Source organism: Pseudomonas sp. UBA7530 (assembly GCF_002479365.1).
Taxonomy (GTDB): Bacteria; Pseudomonadota; Gammaproteobacteria; order Pseudomonadales; family Pseudomonadaceae; genus Aquipseudomonas.
The window spans coordinates 1,122,958-1,147,276 of the sequence record NZ_DLMS01000011.1 but is presented as its reverse complement, the minus strand read 5'-3'; the positions used below and the strand labels follow the sequence as shown (position 1 = coordinate 1,147,276).

19 protein-coding genes and 3 tRNA genes are annotated in these 24,319 nt (G+C 60.3%); 12 read left to right on the top strand and 10 right to left on the bottom strand.

Translation table 11 applies throughout. The annotated features are described in order from the left end of the window. From B2U07_RS19060 to B2U07_RS19045, 4 genes are all read right to left on the bottom strand, one after another. Complete coding sequence (locus tag B2U07_RS19060) at positions 1 to 849, bottom strand: glycosyltransferase family 2 protein (protein ID WP_296277477.1); 849 nt, start codon at positions 847 to 849, stop codon at positions 1 to 3. Continuing rightward, positions 849 to 2,756 carry an ArnT family glycosyltransferase gene (locus B2U07_RS19055; protein WP_296277475.1) on the bottom strand — a complete coding sequence of 636 codons (1,908 nt, stop codon included), beginning with the start codon at positions 2,754 to 2,756 and terminating at the stop codon, positions 849 to 851. The genes B2U07_RS19060 and B2U07_RS19055 overlap by 1 nt, the downstream gene beginning before the upstream one ends. A 98-nt stretch (positions 2,757 to 2,854) precedes the next feature. Beyond that, the gene (locus B2U07_RS19050) at positions 2,855 to 3,259 is read right to left on the bottom strand and encodes a pilin (RefSeq protein ID WP_296277474.1); all 405 of its coding nucleotides are present in this window, start codon (positions 3,257 to 3,259) and stop codon (positions 2,855 to 2,857) included. Between the two features lie 103 nt (positions 3,260 to 3,362). Further along, positions 3,363 to 3,776 carry a pilin gene (locus B2U07_RS19045; RefSeq protein ID WP_296277472.1) on the bottom strand — a complete coding sequence of 138 codons (414 nt, stop codon included), beginning with the start codon at positions 3,774 to 3,776 and terminating at the stop codon, positions 3,363 to 3,365. A 220-nt stretch (positions 3,777 to 3,996) separates the two neighbouring features. On the opposite strand from B2U07_RS19045, the gene pilB reads away from it, so the two are divergent. From pilB to yacG, 5 genes are all read left to right on the top strand, one after another. Further along, the gene (gene pilB, locus B2U07_RS19040) at positions 3,997 to 5,700 is read left to right on the top strand and encodes a type IV-A pilus assembly ATPase PilB (RefSeq protein ID WP_296277470.1); all 1,704 of its coding nucleotides are present in this window, start codon (positions 3,997 to 3,999) and stop codon (positions 5,698 to 5,700) included. 2 nt (positions 5,701 to 5,702) lie between these two features. Next, a complete protein-coding gene (locus B2U07_RS19035; RefSeq protein ID WP_296277468.1) occupies positions 5,703 to 6,920 on the top strand; it encodes a type II secretion system F family protein in 1,218 nt (405 codons plus the stop codon). A 3-nt stretch (positions 6,921 to 6,923) separates the two neighbouring features. Beyond that, positions 6,924 to 7,793, top strand: coding sequence for a prepilin peptidase (locus B2U07_RS19030; RefSeq protein ID WP_296277466.1), 870 nt, complete (start codon positions 6,924 to 6,926; stop codon positions 7,791 to 7,793). A 326-nt stretch (positions 7,794 to 8,119) separates the two neighbouring features. After that, on the top strand, positions 8,120 to 8,728 hold the full coding sequence (gene coaE / locus B2U07_RS19025) for a dephospho-CoA kinase (RefSeq protein WP_197859185.1): 609 nt from the start codon (positions 8,120 to 8,122) through the stop codon (positions 8,726 to 8,728). Further along, positions 8,725 to 8,919: a DNA gyrase inhibitor YacG gene (yacG, locus tag B2U07_RS19020; protein WP_197859184.1), complete on the top strand. Its 195-nt coding sequence runs from the start codon at positions 8,725 to 8,727 to the stop codon at positions 8,917 to 8,919. The genes coaE and yacG overlap by 4 nt, the downstream gene beginning before the upstream one ends. Positions 8,920 to 9,230: 311 nt before the next feature. On the opposite strand, the gene B2U07_RS19015 is transcribed toward yacG, so the two are convergent. After that, a complete protein-coding gene (locus B2U07_RS19015) occupies positions 9,231 to 9,446 on the bottom strand; it encodes a hypothetical protein (RefSeq protein WP_197859183.1) in 216 nt (71 codons plus the stop codon). A 106-nt stretch (positions 9,447 to 9,552) separates the two neighbouring features. Then, on the bottom strand, positions 9,553 to 10,242 hold the full coding sequence (locus B2U07_RS19010; protein WP_197859182.1) for an energy-coupling factor ABC transporter permease: 690 nt from the start codon (positions 10,240 to 10,242) through the stop codon (positions 9,553 to 9,555). A gap of 501 nt (positions 10,243 to 10,743) precedes the next feature. On the opposite strand from B2U07_RS19010, the gene B2U07_RS19005 reads away from it, so the two are divergent. From B2U07_RS19005 to B2U07_RS18990, 4 genes are all read left to right on the top strand, one after another. Then, positions 10,744 to 11,373, top strand: a complete 630-nt coding sequence (locus B2U07_RS19005) for a DUF1780 domain-containing protein (RefSeq protein ID WP_197859181.1) — start codon at positions 10,744 to 10,746, stop codon at positions 11,371 to 11,373. Continuing rightward, positions 11,370 to 11,924 carry an MOSC domain-containing protein gene (locus B2U07_RS19000; RefSeq protein ID WP_275547216.1) on the top strand — a complete coding sequence of 185 codons (555 nt, stop codon included), beginning with the start codon at positions 11,370 to 11,372 and terminating at the stop codon, positions 11,922 to 11,924. The genes B2U07_RS19005 and B2U07_RS19000 overlap by 4 nt, the downstream gene beginning before the upstream one ends. Positions 11,925 to 12,193: 269 nt before the next feature. Beyond that, positions 12,194 to 12,367 carry a DUF3094 family protein gene (locus tag B2U07_RS18995; protein ID WP_161864860.1) on the top strand — a complete coding sequence of 58 codons (174 nt, stop codon included), beginning with the start codon at positions 12,194 to 12,196 and terminating at the stop codon, positions 12,365 to 12,367. Positions 12,368 to 12,430: 63 nt separating this feature from the next. Beyond that, a complete protein-coding gene (locus B2U07_RS18990; RefSeq protein ID WP_275547217.1) occupies positions 12,431 to 13,732 on the top strand; it encodes an NAD(P)/FAD-dependent oxidoreductase in 1,302 nt (433 codons plus the stop codon). Between the two features lie 286 nt (positions 13,733 to 14,018). Here the strand turns inward: B2U07_RS18990 and B2U07_RS18985 are convergent. From B2U07_RS18985 to B2U07_RS18975, 3 genes are all read right to left on the bottom strand, one after another. Continuing rightward, positions 14,019 to 14,094: transfer RNA gene (locus B2U07_RS18985), tRNA-Lys, on the bottom strand. A gap of 5 nt (positions 14,095 to 14,099) precedes the next feature. Next, positions 14,100 to 14,176, bottom strand: a tRNA-Pro gene (locus B2U07_RS18980). Between the two features lie 9 nt (positions 14,177 to 14,185). Continuing rightward, positions 14,186 to 14,261: transfer RNA gene (locus tag B2U07_RS18975), tRNA-Asn, on the bottom strand. Positions 14,262 to 14,467: 206 nt separating this feature from the next. Between B2U07_RS18975 and B2U07_RS18970 the strand changes: the two genes are divergently transcribed. After that, positions 14,468 to 16,780: a DUF1631 domain-containing protein gene (locus tag B2U07_RS18970; protein ID WP_275547218.1), complete on the top strand. Its 2,313-nt coding sequence runs from the start codon at positions 14,468 to 14,470 to the stop codon at positions 16,778 to 16,780. Between the two features lie 9 nt (positions 16,781 to 16,789). Continuing rightward, a complete protein-coding gene (locus tag B2U07_RS18965; RefSeq protein ID WP_197859177.1) occupies positions 16,790 to 17,122 on the top strand; it encodes a PilZ domain-containing protein in 333 nt (110 codons plus the stop codon). A 705-nt stretch (positions 17,123 to 17,827) separates the two neighbouring features. Here B2U07_RS18965 and ettA read toward each other — a convergent pair. Further along, complete coding sequence (ettA, locus tag B2U07_RS18960; protein ID WP_296277462.1) at positions 17,828 to 19,495, bottom strand: energy-dependent translational throttle protein EttA; 1,668 nt, start codon at positions 19,493 to 19,495, stop codon at positions 17,828 to 17,830. 449 nt (positions 19,496 to 19,944) lie between these two features. Here ettA and B2U07_RS18955 point away from each other — a divergent pair, with 449 nt between their 5' ends. Beyond that, positions 19,945 to 24,162, top strand: coding sequence for an EAL domain-containing protein (locus B2U07_RS18955; RefSeq protein WP_419096357.1), 4,218 nt, complete (start codon positions 19,945 to 19,947; stop codon positions 24,160 to 24,162). Positions 24,163 to 24,319: the final 157 nt, after the last annotated feature.

The window sequence follows — 24,319 nt, the reverse complement described above, 5'->3', positions numbered from 1 at the left end:
CTATCCCTTGTACATCAGGGCCGTGATCTGCTCAGAAATCAGGCCCATCAGAAAAACCATCACCGACCCGCTATAAAGCAACGCACTCATATTGGTGAAGCGACCGAAACTGTACAGGGTATAGCCATACCAGCCCGAAGCCAGCAGGAACATGACCAGCGCCACCGGGGCGAAGATTTTCACCGGAGAAAACAACGTACCGATCTTGAAGATTATCAACAAAAAACGGGTGCCATCACGTAACAGGCGGATATGGCTTTTGCCGATACGCTGGGCAGCGTGAATCGGCACATAAGCGACCGAATAGCCCGCACGAAAAAAAGCCATGGTGCTGGTGGTTGGGTAAGAGAAGCCGTTGGGCAGCAAGTAAAGAAACTCGCGAAACTTATCTGCCCGAACGGCCCGAAAGCCGGACGTGAGATCTTCGACACGATGCCCAGTCATCCAACTGGCGAGCTTGTTGTAAAAGCCATTGGCCAAGCCGCGCCCCACACTGGCTTGTGAACCCTTCTGACGCGCCCCCACGACCATGTCGTGCCCCTGCTCGATCAACACCAGCAGGCGGGGAATATCAGCCGGGTCATGCTGGCCGTCGGCATCCATGAATACGATGATCTCACCACTGGCAGCTCGCGCACCGGTCTTGATCGCCGCGCCGTTGCCTTTGCTGTATGGATGATGGACAACCCTGGCGCCAGCAGCCTCGGCAACCGTTGCCGTGCCGTCAGTGGAACCATCATTGACCACTATCACCTCGGCATGTGGGCAGTGCTGGTGAATGCCGGACACCGTTGCGCCGATGGCGGCAGATTCATTTTTTGCGGGTAGAATGATGGATAAACCCTGCATTAGTTACCCCCCTCATTGAGTTGTTGCAACAGAGTGCTGTCCAGCCTCAATCTGTTGAGCAAAATATCTTCGGGCGCGATGGTTAATCCGGTGAGCTCGTTTGCCAGCTGGGAATAGCCGGATGCGGCCAGATCAGCAGCAATGCGCTCAATCAGCTGTTGGTTGCCTTTTTCTCGCGCCTTGCTGATAGCCACACGGTAATGTGCTTCGGCTTGTTCGTGCTTGCCCAAATGCAGCAGCAGATAATCGGCCATCATGGCGTGGCGGTAGTCCGGTTGCTCTTGGCGCTCAAAAATGATCGTCATGGCCTGCTGCAGCCTGTCATCGTCGATATTACGGGCATTCAAGCGCTGCTTCAGCAATGACCAGACTGAATCACGGGTTTCAACACTCAGGTGGAGGGCTCGCAAACGCTGCAAATAGCGCTGCCAGACGGCCTCAATATCAATAAGATCATCGGGAAACCCGGCAGCGCCGTGCATCAAGATCAGATTGACATCCGGCAGGGTGCTGGCACCTTGCAATGCTGACGCGCGTTCAAATTCTCTAGCCGCAAAATGGTAGAAAGGCGAATTTACATCGCCATCAGATAGCTCGAAATAAGCTACCCCCATATCCATTGCTGCCCTCGCCGAATTGGGATTTTTCGAGGTCATATCCGTGGCCAGCAAAATAGGGTTGCCCCAGGTGGCAGCCCGCACTACACCCAGAAAACCCACGCCCAGTACCAGCACGGCCACACCCACATATTTAATGGCCGGGCCATCACGCACGGGTAAGCGGCTAACCAGCTCAACCACCAGCAGTGAAGTGCCAAGCAGAGCAAAGTAATTGCGGTGCTCAAACACCATTTCCAAACCGATTACATTACTGGTAATGAAGTGCGCGGCAAAAAACCAGAAGACACCTAGCGCTGCCAACGTAAAACGCTTACGCCAGTAAACGGCCAGAGCAAATAGCAAGACTAGGCCAACAACGGCAGGCAGGGTGGTGAATGGTTGCAACCAACCACGAGACACAGCCATATCGTCGTAATAAAAATAGATGGTTTGCGGCAGCGGAAGCAGCATTTGCTGAATGTACAGCCAAAGCACGCGCCCTTGAGTCAGCAGACGTTCAACAGTATTAAAGTCACGCCCACCATAAGGCTCCAGGCTGGAGTAATGCGGTACTGCCCAAAAAACAAAAGCCAGCAGCGCTAAAGCAGAGCCCGCGCCATAGCTGATACGCCAGAAGCGGCGCTGGCCGCTACTGCCGGCAAAGCCCAGCACCGTTGCCTCCAGCGCAAGGCAAAACAGCGGCAGTAAAACCGCACTCTCTTTGAACAGGGTCGCGAGCACAAAGCTGAGCAGCAGCCCCAACCACAGCCAGAACTTGACTGGCTCGCCAATGATCTGCTGGCTGCGTATGCGCAAATACAGCAACAAGGCAATAAACAAAAAGGTGAAGCACAGGGTCTCCATGCGCTGCACGACATACAGGGCAGAGGACACCTGAATCGGGTGCAGCGCCCAGACCAACGCCACTGCCATCGCGGCCATTGGCAGGTGCCCGGCTTGAATTCGCGGGCTAAAAGCCAGCAGGCGCAGCGCCAGCCAGTACACCAATACCGCATTGACGGCATGCACCAACAGGCCGGTGACTTTATAGGCCCAGGGGTGAATGCCGGCCCAGTAGGCATTCAGGGCAAAGCTGACCATGGCCAACTGGCGAGTGCTATCGGAATAGCCTTTGGAAGCCTTCCACAGGCTGGCAGCGCTGAGTTCTTTTATTTGGACAAATGCGTTGGTGACGATGTTGTGGTAGTCGTCGAATAGAAAACCGCCCGACACACCCGGCCAGAACAACAACAGCACCAGAAAAAAAATAGCCAATGCCAACAAGGGCCTGGCAATACGGACGTTCATTGGCGAGCGGGCTTGCTGTAACACTGCGTATTCACTTTTTTAAAGCACCGTCTGTATCACGGCGTGGAGGTAGGATGCCTATTGGCCGGTAACCCTATTTATTCACAGCCCACCGGGTGATATTTGGCGGGGATACTGCTGTCGACCTTGCAGGTCCAGGCTCCGGAAGCAACACGGGCAATTTCCACGGTTTTGCCGTTGACTATAGGGTTGCCTTTAAGCGTGCAGCGGATAAAGCCGTTATCGCCAGGATCCATGCTCAGGTTACAGCGTGGCGTTGAGGCCGGTAGACCTATATCCGCCAAGTTAAAGGTGACAACACTTTCAGTTAGAATCTTCGCCTCAAAGGCAGTCTTACCGCTGGTCACTTCTGACAGCCCGGCAGTAATCTGTGATTTCGACACATAGTCCTGATAAGCCGGCAGCGCAATGGCTGCCAGAATGCCGATAATGGCGACGACTATCATCAGCTCAATCAGCGTAAAGCCTCGTGCGTATTGCATGACAGATACCTGTATGAGTTGTTATGAAAGTGCCGTTTGCACTCAGGCAAAATAAACCCCGCCGCAGCGGGGTTTATCTGTAGCTGGTTAACCGCTAAGGCGATTAGTTGCAGCCAACCGGGCGATATTTGCTTTCAATGGTAGTGTCAACTACGCAGTTCCAAGCACCGGAGCTATTACGTACAAGATCAACAGTCTTGGATGCGACTTTTGGGTTACCTTTCAGTGCACAAGAGATCTCTTCAGAACCGTCGGTACCGGTGAGAGTGATGTCGCAACGAGCAGTGCTAGCCTGCAGACCAATATCTTCAGCATCGGATGGACGCGAAGCGCCGGACTGAATGATTTCTTCAAACGCCGTCACACCACCACGGATGTCAGCCAGACCAGCAGTCACTTGCGACTTAGCCACATAATCCTGATAAGCCGGCAGGGCGATGGCGGCCAGAATACCGATGATCGCAACCACGATCATCAGTTCGATCAGGGTGAAACCCTTTTGCATTTGAGCTTTCATTCTTCTCTCCTAAAAATGGACAGGTCCAGCGACCTACACTCAACAATGCAGCCGGCGTGCCAACTTCGACACCCATGAATTCCAGCTACCTTCGTGGCAGCGGCCAGTTCTCAAGCCATATGAAAGGCAATAACTGCCATTTTTTGTCACATCAGGCAGACGTGTTTGGCAGGCCATCTGCAACTACGTTATAAGGCAGGCATTGTGTTTGGAGCGCGTGATGAACGAGAGCATTTCCCTTTCCGGCCTGGCCAGGCAACTGGCGATAGCCGGCCTAATGGATGAGAAGGCAGCCCAACAGGCTCAGCAACAGGCTCAGCGCAACAAGCTGCCTCTGGTGACCTACCTGGTGCAGAACAAGCTGGTGAAAAGCCGTGCCCTTGCGGAGGTGGCTGCCGAGCAATTCGGCGTAGCCTTCTTCGACCTCAACTCCATCGACAAGGACGCTCAGCCACGCGATCTCGTCAGTGAAAAGCTGGTTCGACAGCACCGCGTGCTGCCCCTGTGGAAGCGTGGCAACAAGTTATTCATAGGCATCTCCGACCCCACCAGCCACCAGGCGGTTACAGACGTTCAATTCAGCACCGGCCTGACCACCGAAGCTATCCTGGTCGAAGATGACAAGCTCGGCGATGCCATTGATAAATTCTTCGACTCCGCCAACGGCGGAATGGACGACCTTGCCGACGTGGACCTCGATGGCCTGGATGTCGAGGCCGTAGATGATGACAAACCCGTCGGAGAGGGAGGTGCAGACGCAGACGATGCCCCCGTGGTGCGCTTCGTCAACAAGATGCTATTGGACGCCATCAAAGGTGGCTCCTCGGACCTGCACTTCGAGCCCTACGAGAAAGCCTACCGGGTACGTTTTCGTACGGACGGTATGCTGCATGAGGTGGCTCGCCCACCGATCCAGTTGGCTCCGCGAATTTCCGCCCGCCTGAAGGTTATGGCCGCGCTGGATATTTCCGAGAGGCGCAAGCCGCAGGATGGCCGGATCAAGATGAAGATATCCAAGACCAAGGCCATCGATTTCCGCGTTAACACCCTGCCCACGCTTTGGGGCGAGAAGATAGTGATGCGGATTCTCGACCCCACCAGCGCGCAGATGGGTATCGATGCACTGGGTTACGAGGAAGAGCAGAAGGAGCTGTATATGACAGCCCTGAAGCAGCCTCAAGGCATGATTCTGGTCACTGGCCCCACTGGCTCGGGCAAAACAGTATCGCTTTATACCGGCCTCAACATCCTCAACACACCGGATGTGAATATCTCCACCGCCGAAGACCCGGTGGAAATCAACCTCGAAGGTATCAACCAGGTCAACGTCAACCCCAGGCAAGGTATGGACTTCACTCAGGCGCTACGCGCCTTCCTGCGTCAGGACCCGGATATCATCATGGTGGGTGAGATCCGCGACCTGGATACCGCCTCCATCGCTGTCAAGGCCGCACAGACTGGACACATGGTGATGTCCACCCTGCACACCAACAGCGCCGCAGAAACCCTGACCCGCTTGCGCAATATGGGTGTGCCGTCGTTCAACATTGCCACTTCGGTCAACCTGATCATCGCCCAGCGCCTGGCACGCAAGCTGTGCAACAGCTGCAAGAAGGAAGTGAACGTCCCCCGAGAAACTCTGCTGGCCGAAGGTTTCCCCGAGGATAAGATCGGCAGCTTCAAGATCTACGGCCCGGTCGGTTGCGACAATTGCAAGGGGGGTTACAAGGGTCGTGTCGGTATTTATGAAGTGGTTAAAAACACGCCCAACCTGCAGCGGATTATCATGGAGGAAGGCAACTCCATCGATATTGCCGCGCAGATGCGTAAAGACGGCTTTAATGACTTACGCACCTCCGCTTTGCTCAAGGCCATGCAAGGGGTTACCAGCCTTGAGGAAGTCAACCGCGTGACCAAGGATTAACCATGGCCGAAAAAGCTCTAAAAAACAGCGCGTTCAAGTGGGAAGGCAAAGACAGACGCGGTGCGGCCGTATCCGGCGTGATCAATGGACAGAATCCTGCCCTGGTCAAGGCGCAGCTACGCAAACAGGGTATCAACCCAACCAAAGTGCGCAAGCAGTCATCGCTGTCCTTTGGCAAGGGCAAGAAGATCAAGCCCATGGACATCGCCCTGTTCACCCGGCAGATGGCGACCATGATGAAGGCTGGCGTACCGCTACTGCAGTCTTTCGACATCATCTCCGAGGGTTTCGACAACCCCAATATGCGCAAGCTGGTGGATGAAGTGAAGCAGGAGGTCGCCGCAGGTAATAGCTTCGCTGCCTCGCTGCGCAAGAAGCCAGAGTACTTTGATGAGCTTTATTGCAACCTGGTGGAGTCCGGCGAGCAGGCAGGTGCCTTGGAGAATTTGCTGGATCGTATCGCCACCTACAAAGAAAAGACCGAAGCGCTGAAAGCCAAGATTAAGAAAGCGATGACCTATCCGATTGCAGTCGTCGTGGTTGCGATCATCGTATCGGCAATTCTTCTGATCAAAGTGGTGCCGCAGTTCCAAGATGTTTTTGCCGGTTTTGGTGCAGAACTGCCAGCTTTCACTCAGATGGTGATCAATATCTCCGAGGTTCTCCAACGATGGTGGTTCATCTTCGTGGTCGCCATATTGGCCTCATCCTTTGCGTTCAAAGAGGCAATGAAGCGATCTCAGAAGCTACGCGACTCGGTTGACCGCAGCGTACTCAAGCTTCCCATCGTGGGTGACATTCTCTATAAATCGGCGGTCGCACGCTTCGCCAGAACGCTGTCCACTACTTTTGCAGCGGGTGTGCCACTCGTAGATGCTCTTGATTCGGTGGCTGGCGCCACCGGCAACGTGGTGTTCAAGAACTCAACCAACAAGATCAAGGCAGATGTTTCAACGGGTATGCAGTTGAACTTCTCCATGCGCACGACCGGAACGTTCCCCTCGATGGCCGTGCAAATGACTGCTATCGGTGAAGAGTCTGGCTCACTAGATGAAATGCTCGATAAAGTGGCCAGTTTTTATGAGGCTGAAGTGGACAACATGGTGGATAACCTTACCAGCCTGATGGAACCACTGATCATGTCCGTATTGGGCGTACTGGTCGGTGGCCTGATCATCGCCATGTACCTGCCAATCTTCCAGCTGGGGGCCGTGGTCTAATCAATGCCCGTACTTGAATTTCTGGCCAGCCATGTGCTGGCCTTTGTTTTATGCGCTCTGGTCTTAGGTCTACTGGTCGGTAGCTTCCTGAATGTGCTGATCTACCGTCTACCGCAAATGCTCCAGCGCGATTGGCAGAGCCAGGCGCGCGAAGTGTTGGAATTGCCAGCGACACCAACAACAGAAACCTTCAATCTGATCCTGCCCAACTCATCCTGCCCTAGCTGCGGGCATGAGATTCGCCCCTGGGAGAATATACCGGTCATCAGCTACCTGTTCCTCCGCGGCAAGTGCTCGAACTGCAAGACGCCAATCGGCAAGCGTTACCCCATCGTCGAACTGACCTGTGGCGTGCTCTCCGGCTACGTCGCCTGGCATTTCGGTTTTACCTGGCAGGCCGGGGCGATGCTGGTGTTGGCCTGGGGGCTGCTGGCGATGAGTCTGATCGATGCCGATCACCAGATTCTGCCGGACGTGTTGGTGCTGCCGCTGCTGTGGATGGGGTTGATCGTCAATTATTTCGAGCTGTTCATTAGCCTGGAGGATGCGCTGTGGGGCGCAATTGCCGGTTACCTGAGCCTATGGTCGGTGTACTGGCTGTTCAAGCTGATCACCGGCAAGGAAGGCATGGGTTACGGCGACTTCAAACTGCTGGCCATGCTCGGCGCCTGGGGTGGCTGGCAGATTCTGCCGCTGACCATTCTGCTGTCCTCGCTGGTCGGGGCGGTGCTAGGTGTAATCATGCTGCGCATGCGTGGCAGTGATTCAGGCACGCCGATTCCCTTCGGCCCCTATCTGGCGATCGCCGGGTGGATCGCGTTGCTTTGGGGCGATGTGATTACCGGGAGTTATTTGAAGTTCGCCGGGTTCTGACGCTCCTCTAGCTCCCGGCGCCTCGTGCGGATTCGCGGCAGGGCGCCGCTCCTACAGCCCGTAGCCCGGATGAAAGCCGGGGATCGCCGATACATTTCCCCAGATTGCACGGTCTACCGCCTGAGGTTCGCTGGTTTCGATCCGCGGTCGCGTATTTGTAGGAGCCCCACCTCGGGGCGAAGCTTTTGAATTTAGCGCTGCCCCTCAGAATCATTCACCGCGGGGCGCGGCTCCTACATGAGCTCGAGGCGCACACGCGGTTCGCATCATCAAGCAATCCCCCCTACAATCGCGGCCTTGAGAGATAGCAAGGCTGCATTGGCGTTATGAAACCCTGGATACTCGGCCTGACCGGCGGCATTGGCAGCGGCAAGAGCGCGGTGGCGCAAGGCTTTATGGAGCGCGGCGTGCATGTGGTCGATGCTGACCACGCGGCGCGCTGGGTAGTCGAGCCGGGCCGACCGGCACTGGCGAAGATCGCCGAGCACTTCGGTGACAGCGTGCTGCAGACCTCCGGCGAGCTGGACCGCACCGCGCTACGTAAGCTGATATTCGCCGACTCCGAGCAGCGTCGATGGCTGGAGAGCCTCCTGCACCCGCTGATCGGCGCGGAAATCATTCAGGTGCTGGCACGTGCTGAGTCGCCTTATGCGATCCTGGTTTCGCCGCTGCTGGTCGAGTCCGGCCAGCGGCAGATGACCCAGCGCGTGCTGGTGGTCGATACACCTGCCGAATTGCAGATCCAACGCACCATCGCCCGCGACCAAAGCTCGGAAGAGCAGGTTCGCGCCATCATGCAGGCACAGGCTAGCCGCGAAGAGCGGCTGCGTCATGCCGATGACGTGCTGGTCAATGATCGCGATATGGCCTGGCTGGACGCCGAGGTCGAGCGCCTGCACAACTTTTACCTGACCCTGCGCGGAGGCCAGCCATGACTACGACCGTTCAATGCCCCACCTGTGGCGCGCCCGTCGAGTGGAAGACCGAAAACACCTATCGCCCGTTCTGCAGCGAACGTTGCAAGCTGATCGACCTGGGCGCCTGGGCCGCCGAAGAACATGCGATCCCTGGCAACGATCTGGAAGACGAGATGTTCAGCGGCGATCTGCCGACACGGCCGCATTGATCGGCCCGATGTAGGAGCCCCGCCACGGAGAGTAATGCTGTTCACATAAGTAACGGTCCAACGCGATCAGTCCCCTCGCCCATCTGGGGAGAGGGTAAGGACGGGCCGCGTTCGGAGAGTGAGAAGACTGGCAGTTTTGCGGTGTTTCCAGCCCTCGCCCCAGCCCCCCTCCCATAAATGGGAGGGGGGAGCCAAAAGCATGCAACGTTAAGTGAACAGCTTTACGCCTCAAAGGAAAGCTTCTGACTTTAGCCTTGACACAACCATTCGCCGCGAGACGCGGCTCCCACACAAGCGAAGCAGTGGATGCCTCAGGGCCGCATAAAGGCGTAGTCGCGATCATCGTCGAGGTTGTCGGCGAGAAACTGCAGTTCGTGGGCCAGTTCCCGGGCATCACGCAGCGCCTTGTTCTGCTGCACGACCTCAGCCAATAGTGCACGCAATGCCATCACAGGCTCGTAGCCCTGAGCCTCGGCGTCATGCAGATCGCCCTCGAGTGCCTTTCTCGCCCAACTGTGAATACTCATGTCGAATCCCTCGGAGGCCTTTTTCACAGCATGGCGGCAGGCACGCTCCGAGCATTGACCGGGATCAACCCTGCCAGCGGCATTCAATCGGCCAATACGGCGTCATTCATTCGCCGCGATCGTTTTCCTTCCAGGGCGCCTGCAGATAGCGGCTGCGGTTGAAGGTCTCCAGCCAGTCCGGATAGAACACCACCAGCGCCGTGACGATGGTGCCGTTGATGAAGGCCTCGGGGAACGCCACCAGCCACAGGTAGCCGGCGAAGTCGTCCAGCCAGGGCGGCATGGGGAACAGGCCGTCCATCCACAGCAAGGCGAGACCGCCGAGCAGGGTCATCAGCGTCGCCAGCGCGGCCGGGAAGAACCCGCAGAAGAAGATGTAGACGAACAGGTTGCGCGGCTGCGCGCGCTCGACCCGGATGGCGCAAAGCTCGGTAACCAGCACCGGGATCAGCACCAGCAGCACGCCATTGATGCCGAGCGACGCCAGGTCCATGCGCCCGATAGCCAGCAGGCCAAGCTGCGCCGCCAGGCCAGCGAGTACGGCAAGCGGCCAGTCGAGCAGCAGGGTGACCGCGGTCATGCCGACGAAGTGATAGGAAAGCCCGGAATCGAAATCGCGGCGCACCAGCCACAACAAGAACAGCCCGAGCATGGTGCCGAACAACAGATGCTGGCGGCGCAGGTCGCTGAACAGCTCGACCCAGGGCGCGCGAGCGACCGCCCAGAGCAGTGCCAGCCCGTAGATCAGCCAACCGCCGAACAAGGTGGAAAATGCCAGCAGGTTGGAAGCGATCATGCGTGCGTACCCTAATGCCTGTCAGTTAAGGTTTTTTTAGGACGATACCGCTGTATCTAGTCGTCATCCAGGACACAAGGGCTTCGCGGACAAGTCCGCTCCCACAAGGATCACCGTAGCCACGCTGAGAGCACTGAACAGCTGGGGAGCGGACTTGTCAGCGACAGTTCTTTGATTCACGAGCGCTATCGCTATCCGCTGCTGCTTGATCAGATGAAAATGCCGCGATCCTGTAAAGCAATCACGGGCGTCTATCTGACAGGCATAGCGCGCACCCGTTTCTTCGTTCATTGCCATGGCAGGCAGTCTACACCGGCGCCCTGGAGGGTTTTTGACAACGGAGCGAGCGGAAATGCGCCTGCATCTTCATTGCCCGCAGACAATCACAGCCTGGACCGACTCCCGCCGCCGACCAGGAAGGTTTCGGAGACAGGCACTACGCACGATGTCAGCTGTTGCAGGCACTGGCAGGCAGGTCGGCGCTCCGGCTAAGCTTTGGACATGGACGACTCCGATTACCTGCGCCTACTTACGCACCAGGCCGAACAGGCCAATGCCTTTCTCTCCAACGCGAGGAAGTGGGAACGCGAGCGCTGGGTTTGTCAGCGCCTGCTGCAAGCGCTGAACGTGCGCCACCATAACGAAGATTTCACGCCCAGCGGCCAGGAACCGCCGGACGTGCTGTTTCGAGATGCCAATTTCGAAGTGTTCTTCGTGCTCGACGAAGGGCGACGCCTCAATGACGAGTGGCGTGCCGAGCTGGAAAGGCGCCGCAGCGCTTTTTCCCTGAGCCAGCTGGTACGCCGCGAAGCACGCCCCAAGCGCATTGCAGCCAGCGAGATGCAGGCGCGCCTGGCGCCGACCTTGCGCAAGAAGGCACACAACTACCGTGAGCGCGGCCTCGATCTGGGCGAACTCGACCTGGTCGCCTTCGTCAGCCTCAAGCGCGCCGTGCTCGACTGCAACAGCCATTTCCCGCCTCCGACCGAATACCTGCGCCAGGGCTGGCGCTCGTTGTCACTGGTCGGCCCGCGCTTCGCCCGCGTGCTGTTCGCCCATCCGGACGCGCCGGACTTTCTGCGACAGAATCTCGGACGCAGCCTGCTGTTCGACATCGGTATCGACCTGTGAGCCCGCTGCAGGAATTGCTCGCCGCGGTGCCGCAGGTCGGCCAGGTACGCTGGATAGGCGTTCGCCCAAGGGCGCGCGAGGCAATACTCGAAGTCGAGGCCGTGGAAGCCCGACGCGAAGCCGGCCTGACCGGCGATCACAGCCGCCCCGGGCCGCGCAATGCACGGCAGGTCACGCTGATTCAATGGGAGCACCTGGCAGTCGTCGCCGCCCTGCTCGGCCGCGATGCGCCCATGCAGCCGAGCGAGCTACGGCGCAACATTGCGGTCGCCGGCATCAACCTGTTCAGCCTGAAAGGTAGGCGCTTTCGCATTGGCCAGGCGCTGCTGGAGACCACTGGCTGGTGCCAGCCCTGTGCGCGTCTCGAGGAACGCCTTGGCCCCGGCACCTTCCAGGCCATGCGCGGCCATGGCGGCATCACCGCTCGTGTAATCGAGGGCGGCATCATCCGCCTGGACGACGTCGTGAGCGTGCAAGCCATTGACCCAATATCTGACCCGCAGAACAACGACGCTCGCCAAGGCTGGCGGGCACGCCTAGCAGGCCGTTGAAAAACGTAGGCGACGACTGCATGAATGCAGGAGGTAGAACGAAGCAGGAAGCCCGAGCCGAGGCAGCCAATGCAATACCGATGGCGGCCCCGCAAAAACAGGCGAAAAACGGTCGGAGTCGCGCTCGACTTTACGAACTGTAAATGAGCATTTTGATGGAGGCGCCTAGATCGGACTCGTGCACGAGCCTGTTTTTAACGCAGCAGTGGCAACGCAGATAGTTTTTCAACAGCCTGCTAAGATAGCCGCATTCAAGCAGAGGCCTCCCCATGACCAGCCGCCTGAGCCCCGAAGACCAGCAGAAAGTCGACCACTACCTGAGCGCACCGCAGCATCAGGTCGAACGTCAGCCGTTTCGCGTCTGGCGCCTACTCACCGTGGTACTGGTCGTCGTCATCGGCCTGGGTCTGCTGAGCCGCTTTCTGAGTCGACTGGTGCTATGAGCTGCCTCGCGCTCGCCCTCTCGCACTCACTCCGTCTTTTTCAAAGCCTTGTGAGCATTATCCATGTCCCATCGCATCGTGATTGTCGGCGGCGGCGCCGGCGGTTTGGAGCTGGCCACCCGCCTTGGTAGAAAACTCGGCAAGAGCGGCGCCGCCCGGATCATCCTGGTCGACGCCAACCTCACCCATATCTGGAAGCCCCTGCTGCACGAAGTGGCCGCCGGCTCGCTGAACTCCTCGGAAGACGAACTGAACTACGTGGCCCAGGCCAAGTGGAATCATTTCGAGTTTCAGCTCGGGCGCATGTCCGGCCTGGACCGTGCCGGCAAGAGCATCACCCTGGCGCCCACGCTGGATGACGACGGCCAGGTGCTGATGCCTGAACGCCGCATCGCCTATGACAGCCTGGTGATCGCCGTGGGCAGCACCACCAATGACTTCGGCACGCCTGGCGCAGCCGAGCACTGCATATTCCTCGACACGCGGGCACAGGCCGAGCGCTTCCACCGGCGCATGCTCAGCCACTATCTGCGTGCGCACGCCAACGAGAGCGAGGACGGCTCGAAGATCGACATCGCCATCGTTGGCGCCGGCGCCACGGGGGTCGAGCTGGCAGCCGAGCTGCACCATGCTGCCAAGCAGTTGGCCGCCTATGGTCTTAATCGCATTCGCCCGGAAGACATGCGCATCACCCTGATCGAGGCCGGGCCGCGCGTGCTGCCGGCGTTGCCCGAACGCATCGCCCGCCCGGTGCACCAGACACTGGAGAAGCTCGGCGTCACGGTACTGACCGGCGCGGCAGTCAGCGAAGTGACGGCCGATGGCCTGAAGACCGCCGATGGCAATTTCATACCGGCGAGCCTGAAAGTCTGGGCGGCCGGCATCCGCGCGCCCGGCTTTCTCAAGGATATCGACGGCCTGGAAAGCAACCGCATCAACCAGTTGCAGGTGCGCCCGACGCTGCAGACGACGCTGGATGACGACGTATTCGCCTTCGGCGATTGCGCGGCCTGCCCGCAGCCGGGTAACGACGGCCGCAACGTGCCGCCGCGCGCCCAGGCGGCGCACCAGCAGGCATCGCTGCTGGCCAAGTCGCTGCGTTTGAAGATCAGTGGTCAGTCGCTGCCGGAGTATCGCTATCGCGACTATGGCTCGCTGATCTCGCTGTCGAGCTTCTCGGCGGTCGGCAATCTGATGGGCAATCTCACTGGCAGCGTGATGCTCGAAGGCTGGTTGGCGCGAGTGTTCTACGTATCGCTTTACCGCATGCACCAGATGGCGCTGTACGGCACCCTGCGTACGCTGCTGCTGATGCTCAGCGATCGCATCGGGCGCAGCACCGAGCCGCGCCTCAAGCTGCACTAAAAGCAGCCGCAGAGCGGCCTTCTGATGACCCTCTCCCATTCATGGGAGAGGGGCGACAAGCAAGTCTCGTAGGCTGGGCTTCAGCCCACCCTACGAACTGCCATTCATAGGCGAGGGTCAGCAGACATGCGGGATGCGAACCCGTGGGAGCGGACTTGTCCGCGAGCTTTTGCTGTTCATATTCGCGGGCAAGTCCGCTCCCACAAAAGCAGCGTGGCTACCACCTGAACGGTTTCCACAACGCAGAAACGAAAAAGCCCGCACTAGGCGGGCTTCGTCGTTGTGGTGGTGGGTCGTGTAGGATTCGAACCTACGACCAATTGGTTAAAAGCCAACTGCTCTACCAACTGAGCTAACGACCCAAATATGGTCGGGGTAGGGGGATTCGAACTCCCGACATCTTGCTCCCAAAGCAAGCGCGCTACCGGACTGCGCTATACCCCGTAAGGAAGTTGGCTCCGCGACCTGGACTCGAACCAGGGACCCAATGATTAACAGTCATTTGCTCTACCGACTGAGCTATCGCGGAACTTCGGTCTTCCATCTCTGCTGCGTTTCAGCTTTTGCTTTACCGCTTCAGAGGCGCGCCATTTTACGTAGCAAAAATTCCCTGTCAACCCCCGCAAACTGCTTTTATGACAATGCTTTGCGACGCGAGCATGGACTACTATATGTTTCATTGAACTGCGGCAGCGTGCAGGACGCGCCAGCCGATGACGCCAGCCAGGACAGTCCATGAGCAAGCAGGACAAGCCCCCCGTTCATCCCAAGGTGGTCAGCCTCGCCAGCCGCGGCATCCAGCCGCGCTTCGGCGATCTGGTGCAGGCCTGCCGCAAGCTGGTGATGAACCGTCTGGCGGAGCACCTCGGCGGTGTGTTCGGCCAGGTCGATGACACCCTGTTCGAGTGCGCGGAAAAAGCCGAGAACAACAAGGTGCAGACCCTGTTCTTCGACAGCATGCGCGAGATTCGCCGGCAGCGCCCTCAGATCGAGCGCAGCTACCATCAGAAGATCGCCAGCAATTTCTCCGACTTCCTCGATGGCAAGCTGCAGAACCCGACCATCGCCGAGGTCGACCCGGAGCAGCTGGCGCTGGTGCAGAACGAGGATTACGAGGAGACCTTGCAGGTCACCAATATGGTCAGCCGGGTCAAGGCGCGCTGCACCGAGCCGCTGTTCGGTCTGGACCAGCGCCTGGCCCTGCTCAACAACGGCCAGAAGCTCGGCGAGGACAGCAACCCCTTCGGCCCGCAGGCCATCGCTCAGGCCTTTCGCGACGCCTTGGCGCCCTGCCCTTTTCCGCTGCAGATCAAGACGATCCTTTACATGCTCTTCGATAAGCATGTCATGCACAGCCTCGATTCACTCTACGGCGCACTCAACCAGCGCCTGATCGATGCCGGTGTGCTGCCAAATCTCAAGTACAGTGCGATGATCAATCCGGGCGTCAACCGCCCTGCCGCCAAGCCAGAGGTTACGACCCAGGCAGCGGACAGGCCAGGCACCGTGTCCACGCCTATGGAACAGGCACTGCTCGATCTGGACCTCAGCGCACCGCCGCCGAGTGACCAGGGCGCGCTGTTCAGCGGCCTGTCCAGCCTGCTTGACGAGCGCCGCCACAGCCACCCCGACAAGCCGCTGCTGGGTGGCACACGCAGCATCGTCAGCTTCTCCCCGCGCGAGGCCAACCGCACCTACAGCGCCAGCGAGCTGCTCGCCGCACTCAACCGCATGCAGCAGCAGTCGGCCCACGAACTCGCTCAGCGCCTGCACAAGCCCCAGGCGGTAGAAGGTCTCAAGGCTGACCTGCAGCAGCAGCTGGAAGCGCACAGCAGCCTGCCGGGCGACAGTAAGGTATCCGGCCGGGAAGCCGACGTGATCGACCTGGTCGGCATGCTGTTCGACTTCATCCTCGATGACGAGAACCTGCCGGACGCCTGCAAGACGGCGCTTTCGCACCTGCACACGCCCTATCTGAAGATCGCCCTGCTGGACAAGGCCCTGTTCACCCAGCACCACCACCCGGCCAGGCGCCTGCTCAACACCATGGCCCAGGCAGGCGTGCTGTATGGCAATGAAGGCGATGAACGCGGCCTGCTGGCCAAGATGCACTGGGTGGTCGAACGGGTGATTCATGGTTTCAGCGGCGACCTGGGGTTGTTCGACAACCTGATCGAGGAGTTCAACGAGTACGTCCTCACACTGCGCCAAAAGGTCGAGCTGCGCGAACGCCGCGCGGTCGAGGCAGCCAAGGGCCGTGACCGCCTGCTCGGCGCGCGCGAGCAGTCCCTGGAGGTGATCCAGCGCTGCGTGAACCAGCGCGAATTGCCGGCGATCATCCGCAACTTTCTCGAACTGACCTGGGCCGATGTGCTGGTTTTCGTGCTGCTGCGCCATGGCGAGCAGAGCGCAGAGTGGCAGCGCGCCTGCGAAGTGGCCGAGCAACTGGCCTGGAGTGGCACCCCGCTCGGTGAAGAGCACAAGCAGCATCTGCATGAGATACGCGCGTCCATGCTCAGCGACCTGCGCAAGGGCCTGGAATTGCTCGGCGGCTACCACGAAGATGGCATCCGCCGCCTGCTGCAGGACCTGGTGGCCTGCCAGCAGGCAGTACAGGCCAGACAGCCGCAACTGGCCGCGCAGCTCAAGCCTGACCTGCCGCAAAGCCCGCTGGGCGCCATGCTCGGTGAGGATGCCGACCTGGCGAGCCAGGCGCCTTCACCCAGCGCGCTCTCGGCTCGCGCACAAAGCCTGGTCAGGGAACTGGCCAATGTCGAGTTCGGCACCTGGTTCGAGTTCGTCGAGGGCGGCAAGAGCCGCGTACTCAAGCTCTCCTGGTTCAGCCCGACCACGCACAACTACATGTTCGTCGACAACAGCGGCCAGCGCGTGGCGATCAAGCCGCTGACCCTGCTGGCCAGCGAAATGGAACAGGGTCTGGCCCGCATCGTTACCCCCGAACGCACGACTCCGCTCATGGATCGCGCATTGAATGCCATCTACCGTGTGCTGCAGCGTTTCACTGGACGCACAGCCGAACCCCGCTGAGGAATTTCCATGGAAGAGCGTCGCCAACACAGCCGCCATGGCACGGAAATGCAGCTGGAGGTCTTCGACCTGAACAGCGGCCAGCGCCTTGGCCGCATCGTCGACCTGTCCATCGATGGCTTCATGCTGTTCAGCGATACGCCGCATACCGCCGATGCCGTGCTGGAATGCCGCCTGGTCTGCACCTCGAACGCCGCCGTGGTGCAGGAGGTGCTCCTGGGCGCCGATTGCCTGTGGAGTCGCCCCGGCGCCGATGGTCAGCATTGCTGGGCCGGCTTTCACATCATCGACCTGGCCGAGGACCAGGCCAAGGCGCTGGAGAGTTTGCTGGCCAGGCTTTGAGCAGGCAGGGTGCGCTGTGCGCAACGCTATTCCAGCGTAGCCGGTACGCGGCGCCCTACGGCAACACAACGGCGCGGCAAACCCATCAGATAGCACAGCATGTGTTCGCGGCGGGGCGCCGCTCCTACAGTGCGAGAAAAAACGCCCAGGATCGCGGCACTTTCACTTGATCGAGCATTTGCGAGTGCCGCTCGCGAACCAAAGCGTTATCGCGGACAAGTCCGCTCCCACAGGAGATCAGCGCTCGCAGCACTGGGAGGGAATTCGTCCGCGAAGCTTTTTGCCCTGGATGACGACTACGTTATCGCGGAAAAGTCCACTCCCCCAGGGAACAGCGCTCGCAGCGCTGGCACAGTTTTCCTTGTGGGAGGAAATTCGTCCGCGAAGCTTCTTGCCCTGGATGACGACTACGTTATCGCGGACAAGTCCGCTCCCACAGGGGAACAGCGCTCGCAGCGCTGGCACAGTTTTTCTTGTGGGAGCGGACTCGTCCGCGAAGCTTTTTGCCCTGAATGACGACGACGGAACGGCGCCCGCCAATACCAATGAAAAAATGCCAATGCCGATCAGACAGGACTCCTGAGGAACCTTTCGCGGTAGCCCTCCCCGGAGCGAAGCTTTTCGCGGCCATGCGCAGCTTATGTCCGCAGCGCTACTGAAATAAAAAACGGAGCCTGAAGGCTCCGTTTTTCATCTGGCTAAGGCTTACTGCGCCAGCTTCTTGTAACGCACGCGGTGCGGCTGCGCGGCGGCTTCGCCCAGGCGCTTCTTGCGGTCGGCTTCGAACTCGGTGTAGTTGCCTTCGAAGAAGTTGACCTTGCCGTCGTCCTCGTAGGAGAGGATGTGCGTGGCGATACGGTCGAGGAACCAGCGATCGTGGGAAATCACGATGGCAGCGCCGGGGAAGTCCAGCAGCGCCTCTTCCAAAGCGCGCAGGGTTTCCACGTCGAGGTCGTTGGACGGTTCGTCGAGCAGCAGTACGTTGCCGCCCTGCTTGAGGGTCAGCGCCATGTGTAGGCGACCACGCTCACCGCCGGAGAGATCCTTGACGAACTTCTGCTGGTCGGCACCCTTGAAGTTGAAGCGCCCGACGTAACCGCGCGACGGCACCTCGTAGTTGCCAACCTTGATCATGTCGAAGCCGTCGGAAACCTGCTCCCACACGGTCTTGTTGCCTTCGAGCGCCTCGCGGCTCTGCTCGACGCTGGCGATCTGTACGGTTTCGCCGATCTCGATGCTGCCGGAGTCCGGTTGTTCCTTGCCAGTGATCATGCGCAGCAGGGTCGATTTACCGGCACCGTTACCACCGATCACGCCGACGATGGCGCCTTTGGGGATGCTGAACGACAGATCGTCGATCAGCACGCGGTCGCCAAAGGACTTCGACACGTTGACGAAGTCGATGACCTTGTCGCCCAGACGCGGACCGGCCGGGATGTAGATCTCGTTGGTCTCGCTGCGTTTCTGGAATTCCTGCGACTGCATTTCCTCGAAGCGCTGCAGACGCGCCTTGGATTTCGACTGCCGCGCCTTGGCGCCCTGGCGTACCCATTCCAATTCGGCCTTCATCGCCTTGGCGTGCGATGCCTCGGCCTTGGCTTCCTGAGCCAGACGGTTGGCCTTCGATTCCAGCCAGCCGGAGTAATTGCCCTCGTACGGGATACCGTGGCCGCGGTCGAGTTCGAGAATCCAGCCGGCCACGTTATCGAGGAAGTAACGGTCGTGGGTGATGGCCACCACGGTGCCGGGGAAGTCGTGCAGGAAGCGCTCGAGCCAGGCTACCGAGTCGGCATCCAGGTGGTTGGTCGGTTCGTCCAGCAGCAACATGTCGGGCGCCGACAGCAGCAGGCGGCACAACGCCACGCGGCGCTTCTCGCCACCGGACAGGTGTTCGATCTTGGCGTCCCATGGCGGCAGGCGCAGGGCGTCGGCCGCGACTTCCAGCTGGCGCTCCAGGTTGTGGCCATCGGAGGCCTGCAGGATGGCTTCGAGTTTGGCCTGCTCGGCGGCCAGTGCGTCGAAGTCGGCATCCGGCTCGGCATAGGCGGCGTACACCTCGTCGAGACGCGCCTGGGCCTGCTTGATCTCGCCTACGGCTTCTTCGACGATGTCGCGCACGCTCTTGCTCGGGTCGAGCTGCGGCTCCTGCGGCAGATAACCGACCTTGATCCCCGGCATCGGACGGGCTTCGCCGTCGATCTCGGTATCGACGCCGGCCATGATGCGCAGCAGGGTCGACTTACCGGCACCGTTGAGGCCCAGCACGCCGATCTTGGCGCCTGGGAAGAACGACAGGGAGATGTCCTTGAGAATTTCACGCTTCGGCGGGACGACCTTGCTGACCCGATGCATGCTGTAGACGTACTGAGCCATGGAGAACCTGACTGATGAGAATTGGGAGCTGGAAACGGCGCGCCATGCAGGTCGCGTGAAAACATGATGAATGCGTCGAGGGGCTATGTTCGCGTTAGCTGTTGTACACCCTGCAGGAGCGGATTTATCCGCGAAATTCGCGGCTGAAGCCGCTCCTACCGAGAGGCCAGGGTCGTTAACGTGCGCTAGCCATCAGTTTTCACACCACCTACGCGTACGCAATGTGCAGAGACCTTAGCCCCTGCCGGAGCGAACGCCAAGTACCGCGCGGACAGTTCACGCGCGCGGCGCAAAGCTACCGCAATGTACGTGACAGGGCAAACCTACGCTCGTCGGCGCAGCTGGCACTTGGCCACGTTTACAGGCATTCTACCCGGCTGACATGAGCATACGCCGGCTCATATGTCTCAAAGCTCAGATAGCTCAGCACTGGCTGCAGGTTCACAAACGTGTCGACTCCCTCATCCCTGCCTTCATCAACTCCGGGCGAGTCGCGCGCACCGAAGCGCGTAGCGCTGAGACGCGCGCTGTTGGTGCTGGTGTTAGCGATCCTGGGGTTACTGGCCTGGCAGTTGACGCAGGAATATCGCCAGTTGCTCGCCAGCCAGAAGCAACTGAGCCAGGGTTACGCCAGCCAACTGGCCAAGCATCTGAGCCTGAACATGCGCCTGAAAGCGCAGGCAGGCCAGGCAATGCTGCAAAACGCCCCGGCGCACGAAGGCGGCGTAAGCGAAGTGGTGGCGACGCTGCGCAGTATCTTTCCGACGCTGGACAGCATGGCCCGGCTCGATACCGAGGGGCAGTTGCTAGCCGACAGCGCCAGCGGATCGCGCGACCTCAGCTTCCTTCGCGACCTGCAGCGGCGCAGCGGCTCGGCGCCTTACCACTTCGCCTTCAGCGCACAGGGCGGTGGCGCGCTCTACTTGCTGCTGCGCCAGCCAGACGGCAGCCAGTATGTTCTGCGCATGCGCGCCAGTGCGCTGCGTAACTGGCTGCGCGAACAGCATCAGAGCGAATACCAGTGGTTGCTCGAAGACCTGCAAAGTCAGCGGGTAATCGCCCGCGCCGACGACCTGCAACAAGTTGGCAGCATCATCGCCCCGGTTACCGCAGCGGAGCAGGCGCAGAGCCTGGAACTGGTCGCCCTGCCCGGCAGCGACTGGCAATTGCGCGCCCTGTTCGATGCCGAGCGCGCCGGCAACGAGCTGATGCCGACCCTGGCCGGCAAATTCCTGCTGTTCGCCCTGTGCAGCCTGCTGACCCTGGCGGCCTTGTACGGCCTGCAACGCGAGCAACGCCGCCTACAACGCCTGAACACCGAATCGCGCCGCTCTCTGCGCCAGGCCGCCAGCGCCCTCGGCGCCGTCGAAGAGCGCATTCTGGTGACCCAGGCCGACGGCAAGTTGCGCTACCTCAACCCACAGGCCGAGACGCTGTTCGGCATCAGCAGCGAAGCGGCCTGGGACATGCACCTGCTGGACCTGCTGCCCGATCTCGACCCGCTGCTGCTCAATAGCCCGCAACCGGCCAATGATCTGGGACCGGAGCTGGTCAGAGTCGAAAGCGAGGGCCGCGCACGACTGTTCGCCGTGACCCGCAGCGATATCAGCGAGATCGGTCGCCAGGCCGGCTACGTCTGGGTGCTGCGCGACGTGACCAACGAGCAGCAGGCCATGCGCGTGCTGCAGGAAACCCGCCGGCGCTATCAGGACATTTTCGAAGGCACCGGCGTGGCCCTGTGCGTGCTCGACCTTTCCGGCGTGCGCAGCCTGTTGCTGCAACACAAACTGCGTGACGCAGCAGGCCTGCAACGTTGGCTGCGCGCCGATGCCGAGCATCAGGAACTGCTGGTCGAGCAGTTGCGCATCACCGAGGCCAACCAGGTTGCCCTCAACCTGCTCGGGGTGAAGAGCACCGAGCAGGCCTGGCAGCAACTGATCGACAACGGCCCCATTCATCCGGACGACCTGCGCTATCGACTGGCCGTGGCCGTACTCGAAGGCCCCAACCTGGTGGAACTGGAAACCCAGTTGGTCACCGCACAGGGCCTGCAACGTCACGTCTGGCTGGTACTGCGCCTGCCGGAAATGATCCAGGATTATCAGGCCGTCACCCTGAGCATCAGCGACATCACCAGCCGCAAGCGCATCGAGCTGTCGCTGATCGAGCGTGAGCGCTTCTGGTCGGAAGTGGTGCGCTCGGTGCCTGATCTCCTCTACGTGCATGACATGCAGAGCCGGCAGGTGCTGTTCAGCAACCACAGCCTGGGCCAGCAACTGGGTTACAGCAAAGCCGAGCTGCGCGCCATGCGCGAGGACTTCTGGGTGCAGGTACTGCACCCGGACGACGCCGAATACTACTGGCGCATCCGCAACTTGCAAAAAGTGGTCGGCGACGGCGTGCTGCTCGAGTCTGTGCTGCGCTGGCGTCATCGCAATGGCCAGTGGCACTGGTTCAGCATCCGCGAGCAGGCCCTGGCACGCGACGATCGCGGCCGGGTCAGCCGTCTGATCGGCGTGGCCAAGGACATCACAGAACAGATCGAGCGCAACCAGTCGCTGCGCGATAACGAGCAGCGTTATCGCCTGCTGGCAGAAAGCATCAGCGATGTGATCTTCTCCACCGACAGCGCGCTGAGCCTCAACTATGTCAGCCCCTCGGTCGAGCCGGTGCTGGGTTATACCGTCAACTGGATGATGGCCAACAGTTTTTACGGCCTGGCGGCCAATCCGCAGCAACTGGACGGCCTCAACCTGCTGCTCGATCGCATTCGCGATGCGCTCGGCGAGCGCGACCGCCTCAATCGCCTACGCGACGAACTGCCGGATCAGTTGTTCGTCTTCGATTGCCTGCGCGCCGATGGCCACAAGATTCCGGTGGAGCTGCGCCTGGTGCTGATGTGGGACGAGAACGGTCGCTTCGAAGGCATCCTCGGCGTTGGCCGCGACATCAGCCAGCAACGCCGTGCGGAAAAAGACCTGCGCATGGCGGCCACGGTCTTCGAACACTCCACCGCTGCGATTCTGGTGACCGACCCGGCCGGCTATATCGTTCAGGTCAACAAGGCGTTCAGCCGCGTCAGCGGGTATTCGGCCGGCCAGGTACTCGACCAGTTGCCCGGTATGCTGACCGCCGACCGCCAGCAGGCGACCCACATGCAGTACATCCTCGGCCAGCTCAACCAGCGCGGCAGTTGGGAAGGCGAGGTGTGGCTCAAGCGCAAGGGCGGCGAGAACTTCCCGGCCTGGGTCGGCATCACCGCAGTGCATGACGAGGAAGGCGACCTGGTCAGCTACGTGTGCTTCTTCAGCGACATCAGCGAGCGCAAGGCCAGCGAACAGCGTATCCACCGTCTGGCCTACTACGACGCCCTGACCCATCTGCCCAACCGCACCCTGTTCCAGGATCGCCTGCACAGCGCCCTGCAGCACGCCGAGCGGCACAGCGAATGGGTGGTGCTGATGTTCCTCGACCTTGACCGCTTCAAGCCGATCAACGACTCGCTCGGCCATGCCGCCGGCGACCGCATGCTCAAGGACGTGGCCGTGCGCCTGTCCGCCTGCGTCGACGGCGACGACACCGTGGCGCGCATGGGTGGCGACGAGTTCACCCTCCTGCTGCAGCCACGCGCGACCCGCGAGGGCGCGCTCAACCGCGCCATTCATGTCGCAGAGCAGATTCTCTCCAGCCTGGCCCGCCCCTTCGTCCTCGAAGGCCGCGAGTTCTTCGTCACCGCCAGTATCGGTATCGCCCTCGCGCCGCAGGACGGCAACGAACTGAGCCAGTTGATGAAGAACGCCGACACCGCCATGTACCACGCCAAGGAGCGCGGCAAGAACAACTTCCAGTTCTACCAGGCCGACATGAACGCCAGCGCCCTGGAACGTCTGGAGCTGGAAAGCGACCTGCGCCACGCCCAGGAACAGGGCCAGTTTGTGCTGCATTACCAGCCGCAGTTTTCCGGCGATGGCCGCCGCCTCACCGGCGTCGAAGCGCTGCTGCGCTGGAATCACCCGAGCCGCGGCCTGGTGCCGCCGGATGACTTCATCCCGGTGCTGGAGGAGCTTGGTCTGGTGGTGCAGGTCGGCGAGTGGGTGCTGGAAGAGTCGTGCAGGCAGCTCAAAGCCTGGCACGAAGAGAAGATTCGCATCCCCAAAATTTCGGTCAACCTGTCGGCCCGCCAGTTCGGCGAGGGCGACCTGACGGCGCGTATCGCCACCATTCTGGAAAGAGCCGGCGTAGCCCCGGCGTGCCTGGAGGTGGAGCTGACCGAAAGTATCCTGATGCGCGACGTATCCAGCGCGATGCAGACGCTCAACGAGCTCAAGCGCCTCGGCCTGTGCATCGCGGTGGACGATTTCGGCACCGGCTACTCCTCGCTGAACTACCTCAAGCAATTCCCCATCGACGTGTTGAAGATCGACCGCAGCTTCGTCGATGGCCTGCCCGATGGCGAACAGGACGCGCAGATCGCCCGGGCCATCATCGCCATGGCGCACAGCCTGAACATGATGGTGATCGCCGAAGGCGTGGAAAGTCATGCCCAACTGGAGTTCCTGCGCGAGCATGGCTGCGACGAAGTCCAGGGCTACCTGCTCGGCAGGCCGATGCACGCTCGCCAGTTCAGCGCAGAGTTCGGCGACGCAGCGCTGTTCCTGTTCAGCTGAACAGGAACAGCGGACTGGGCTGGCGCGCTGCCAGTTGCGGCCAGGATCCAGCATGAAGGCCTTTTGTCAGGCTCATGACCGACCTTCATATGCCTGAATGCGACCTTTGCGGTAGAATCCGCCCCCTCTTTCCACCGCCCAGCTGATTTCAGGGGAC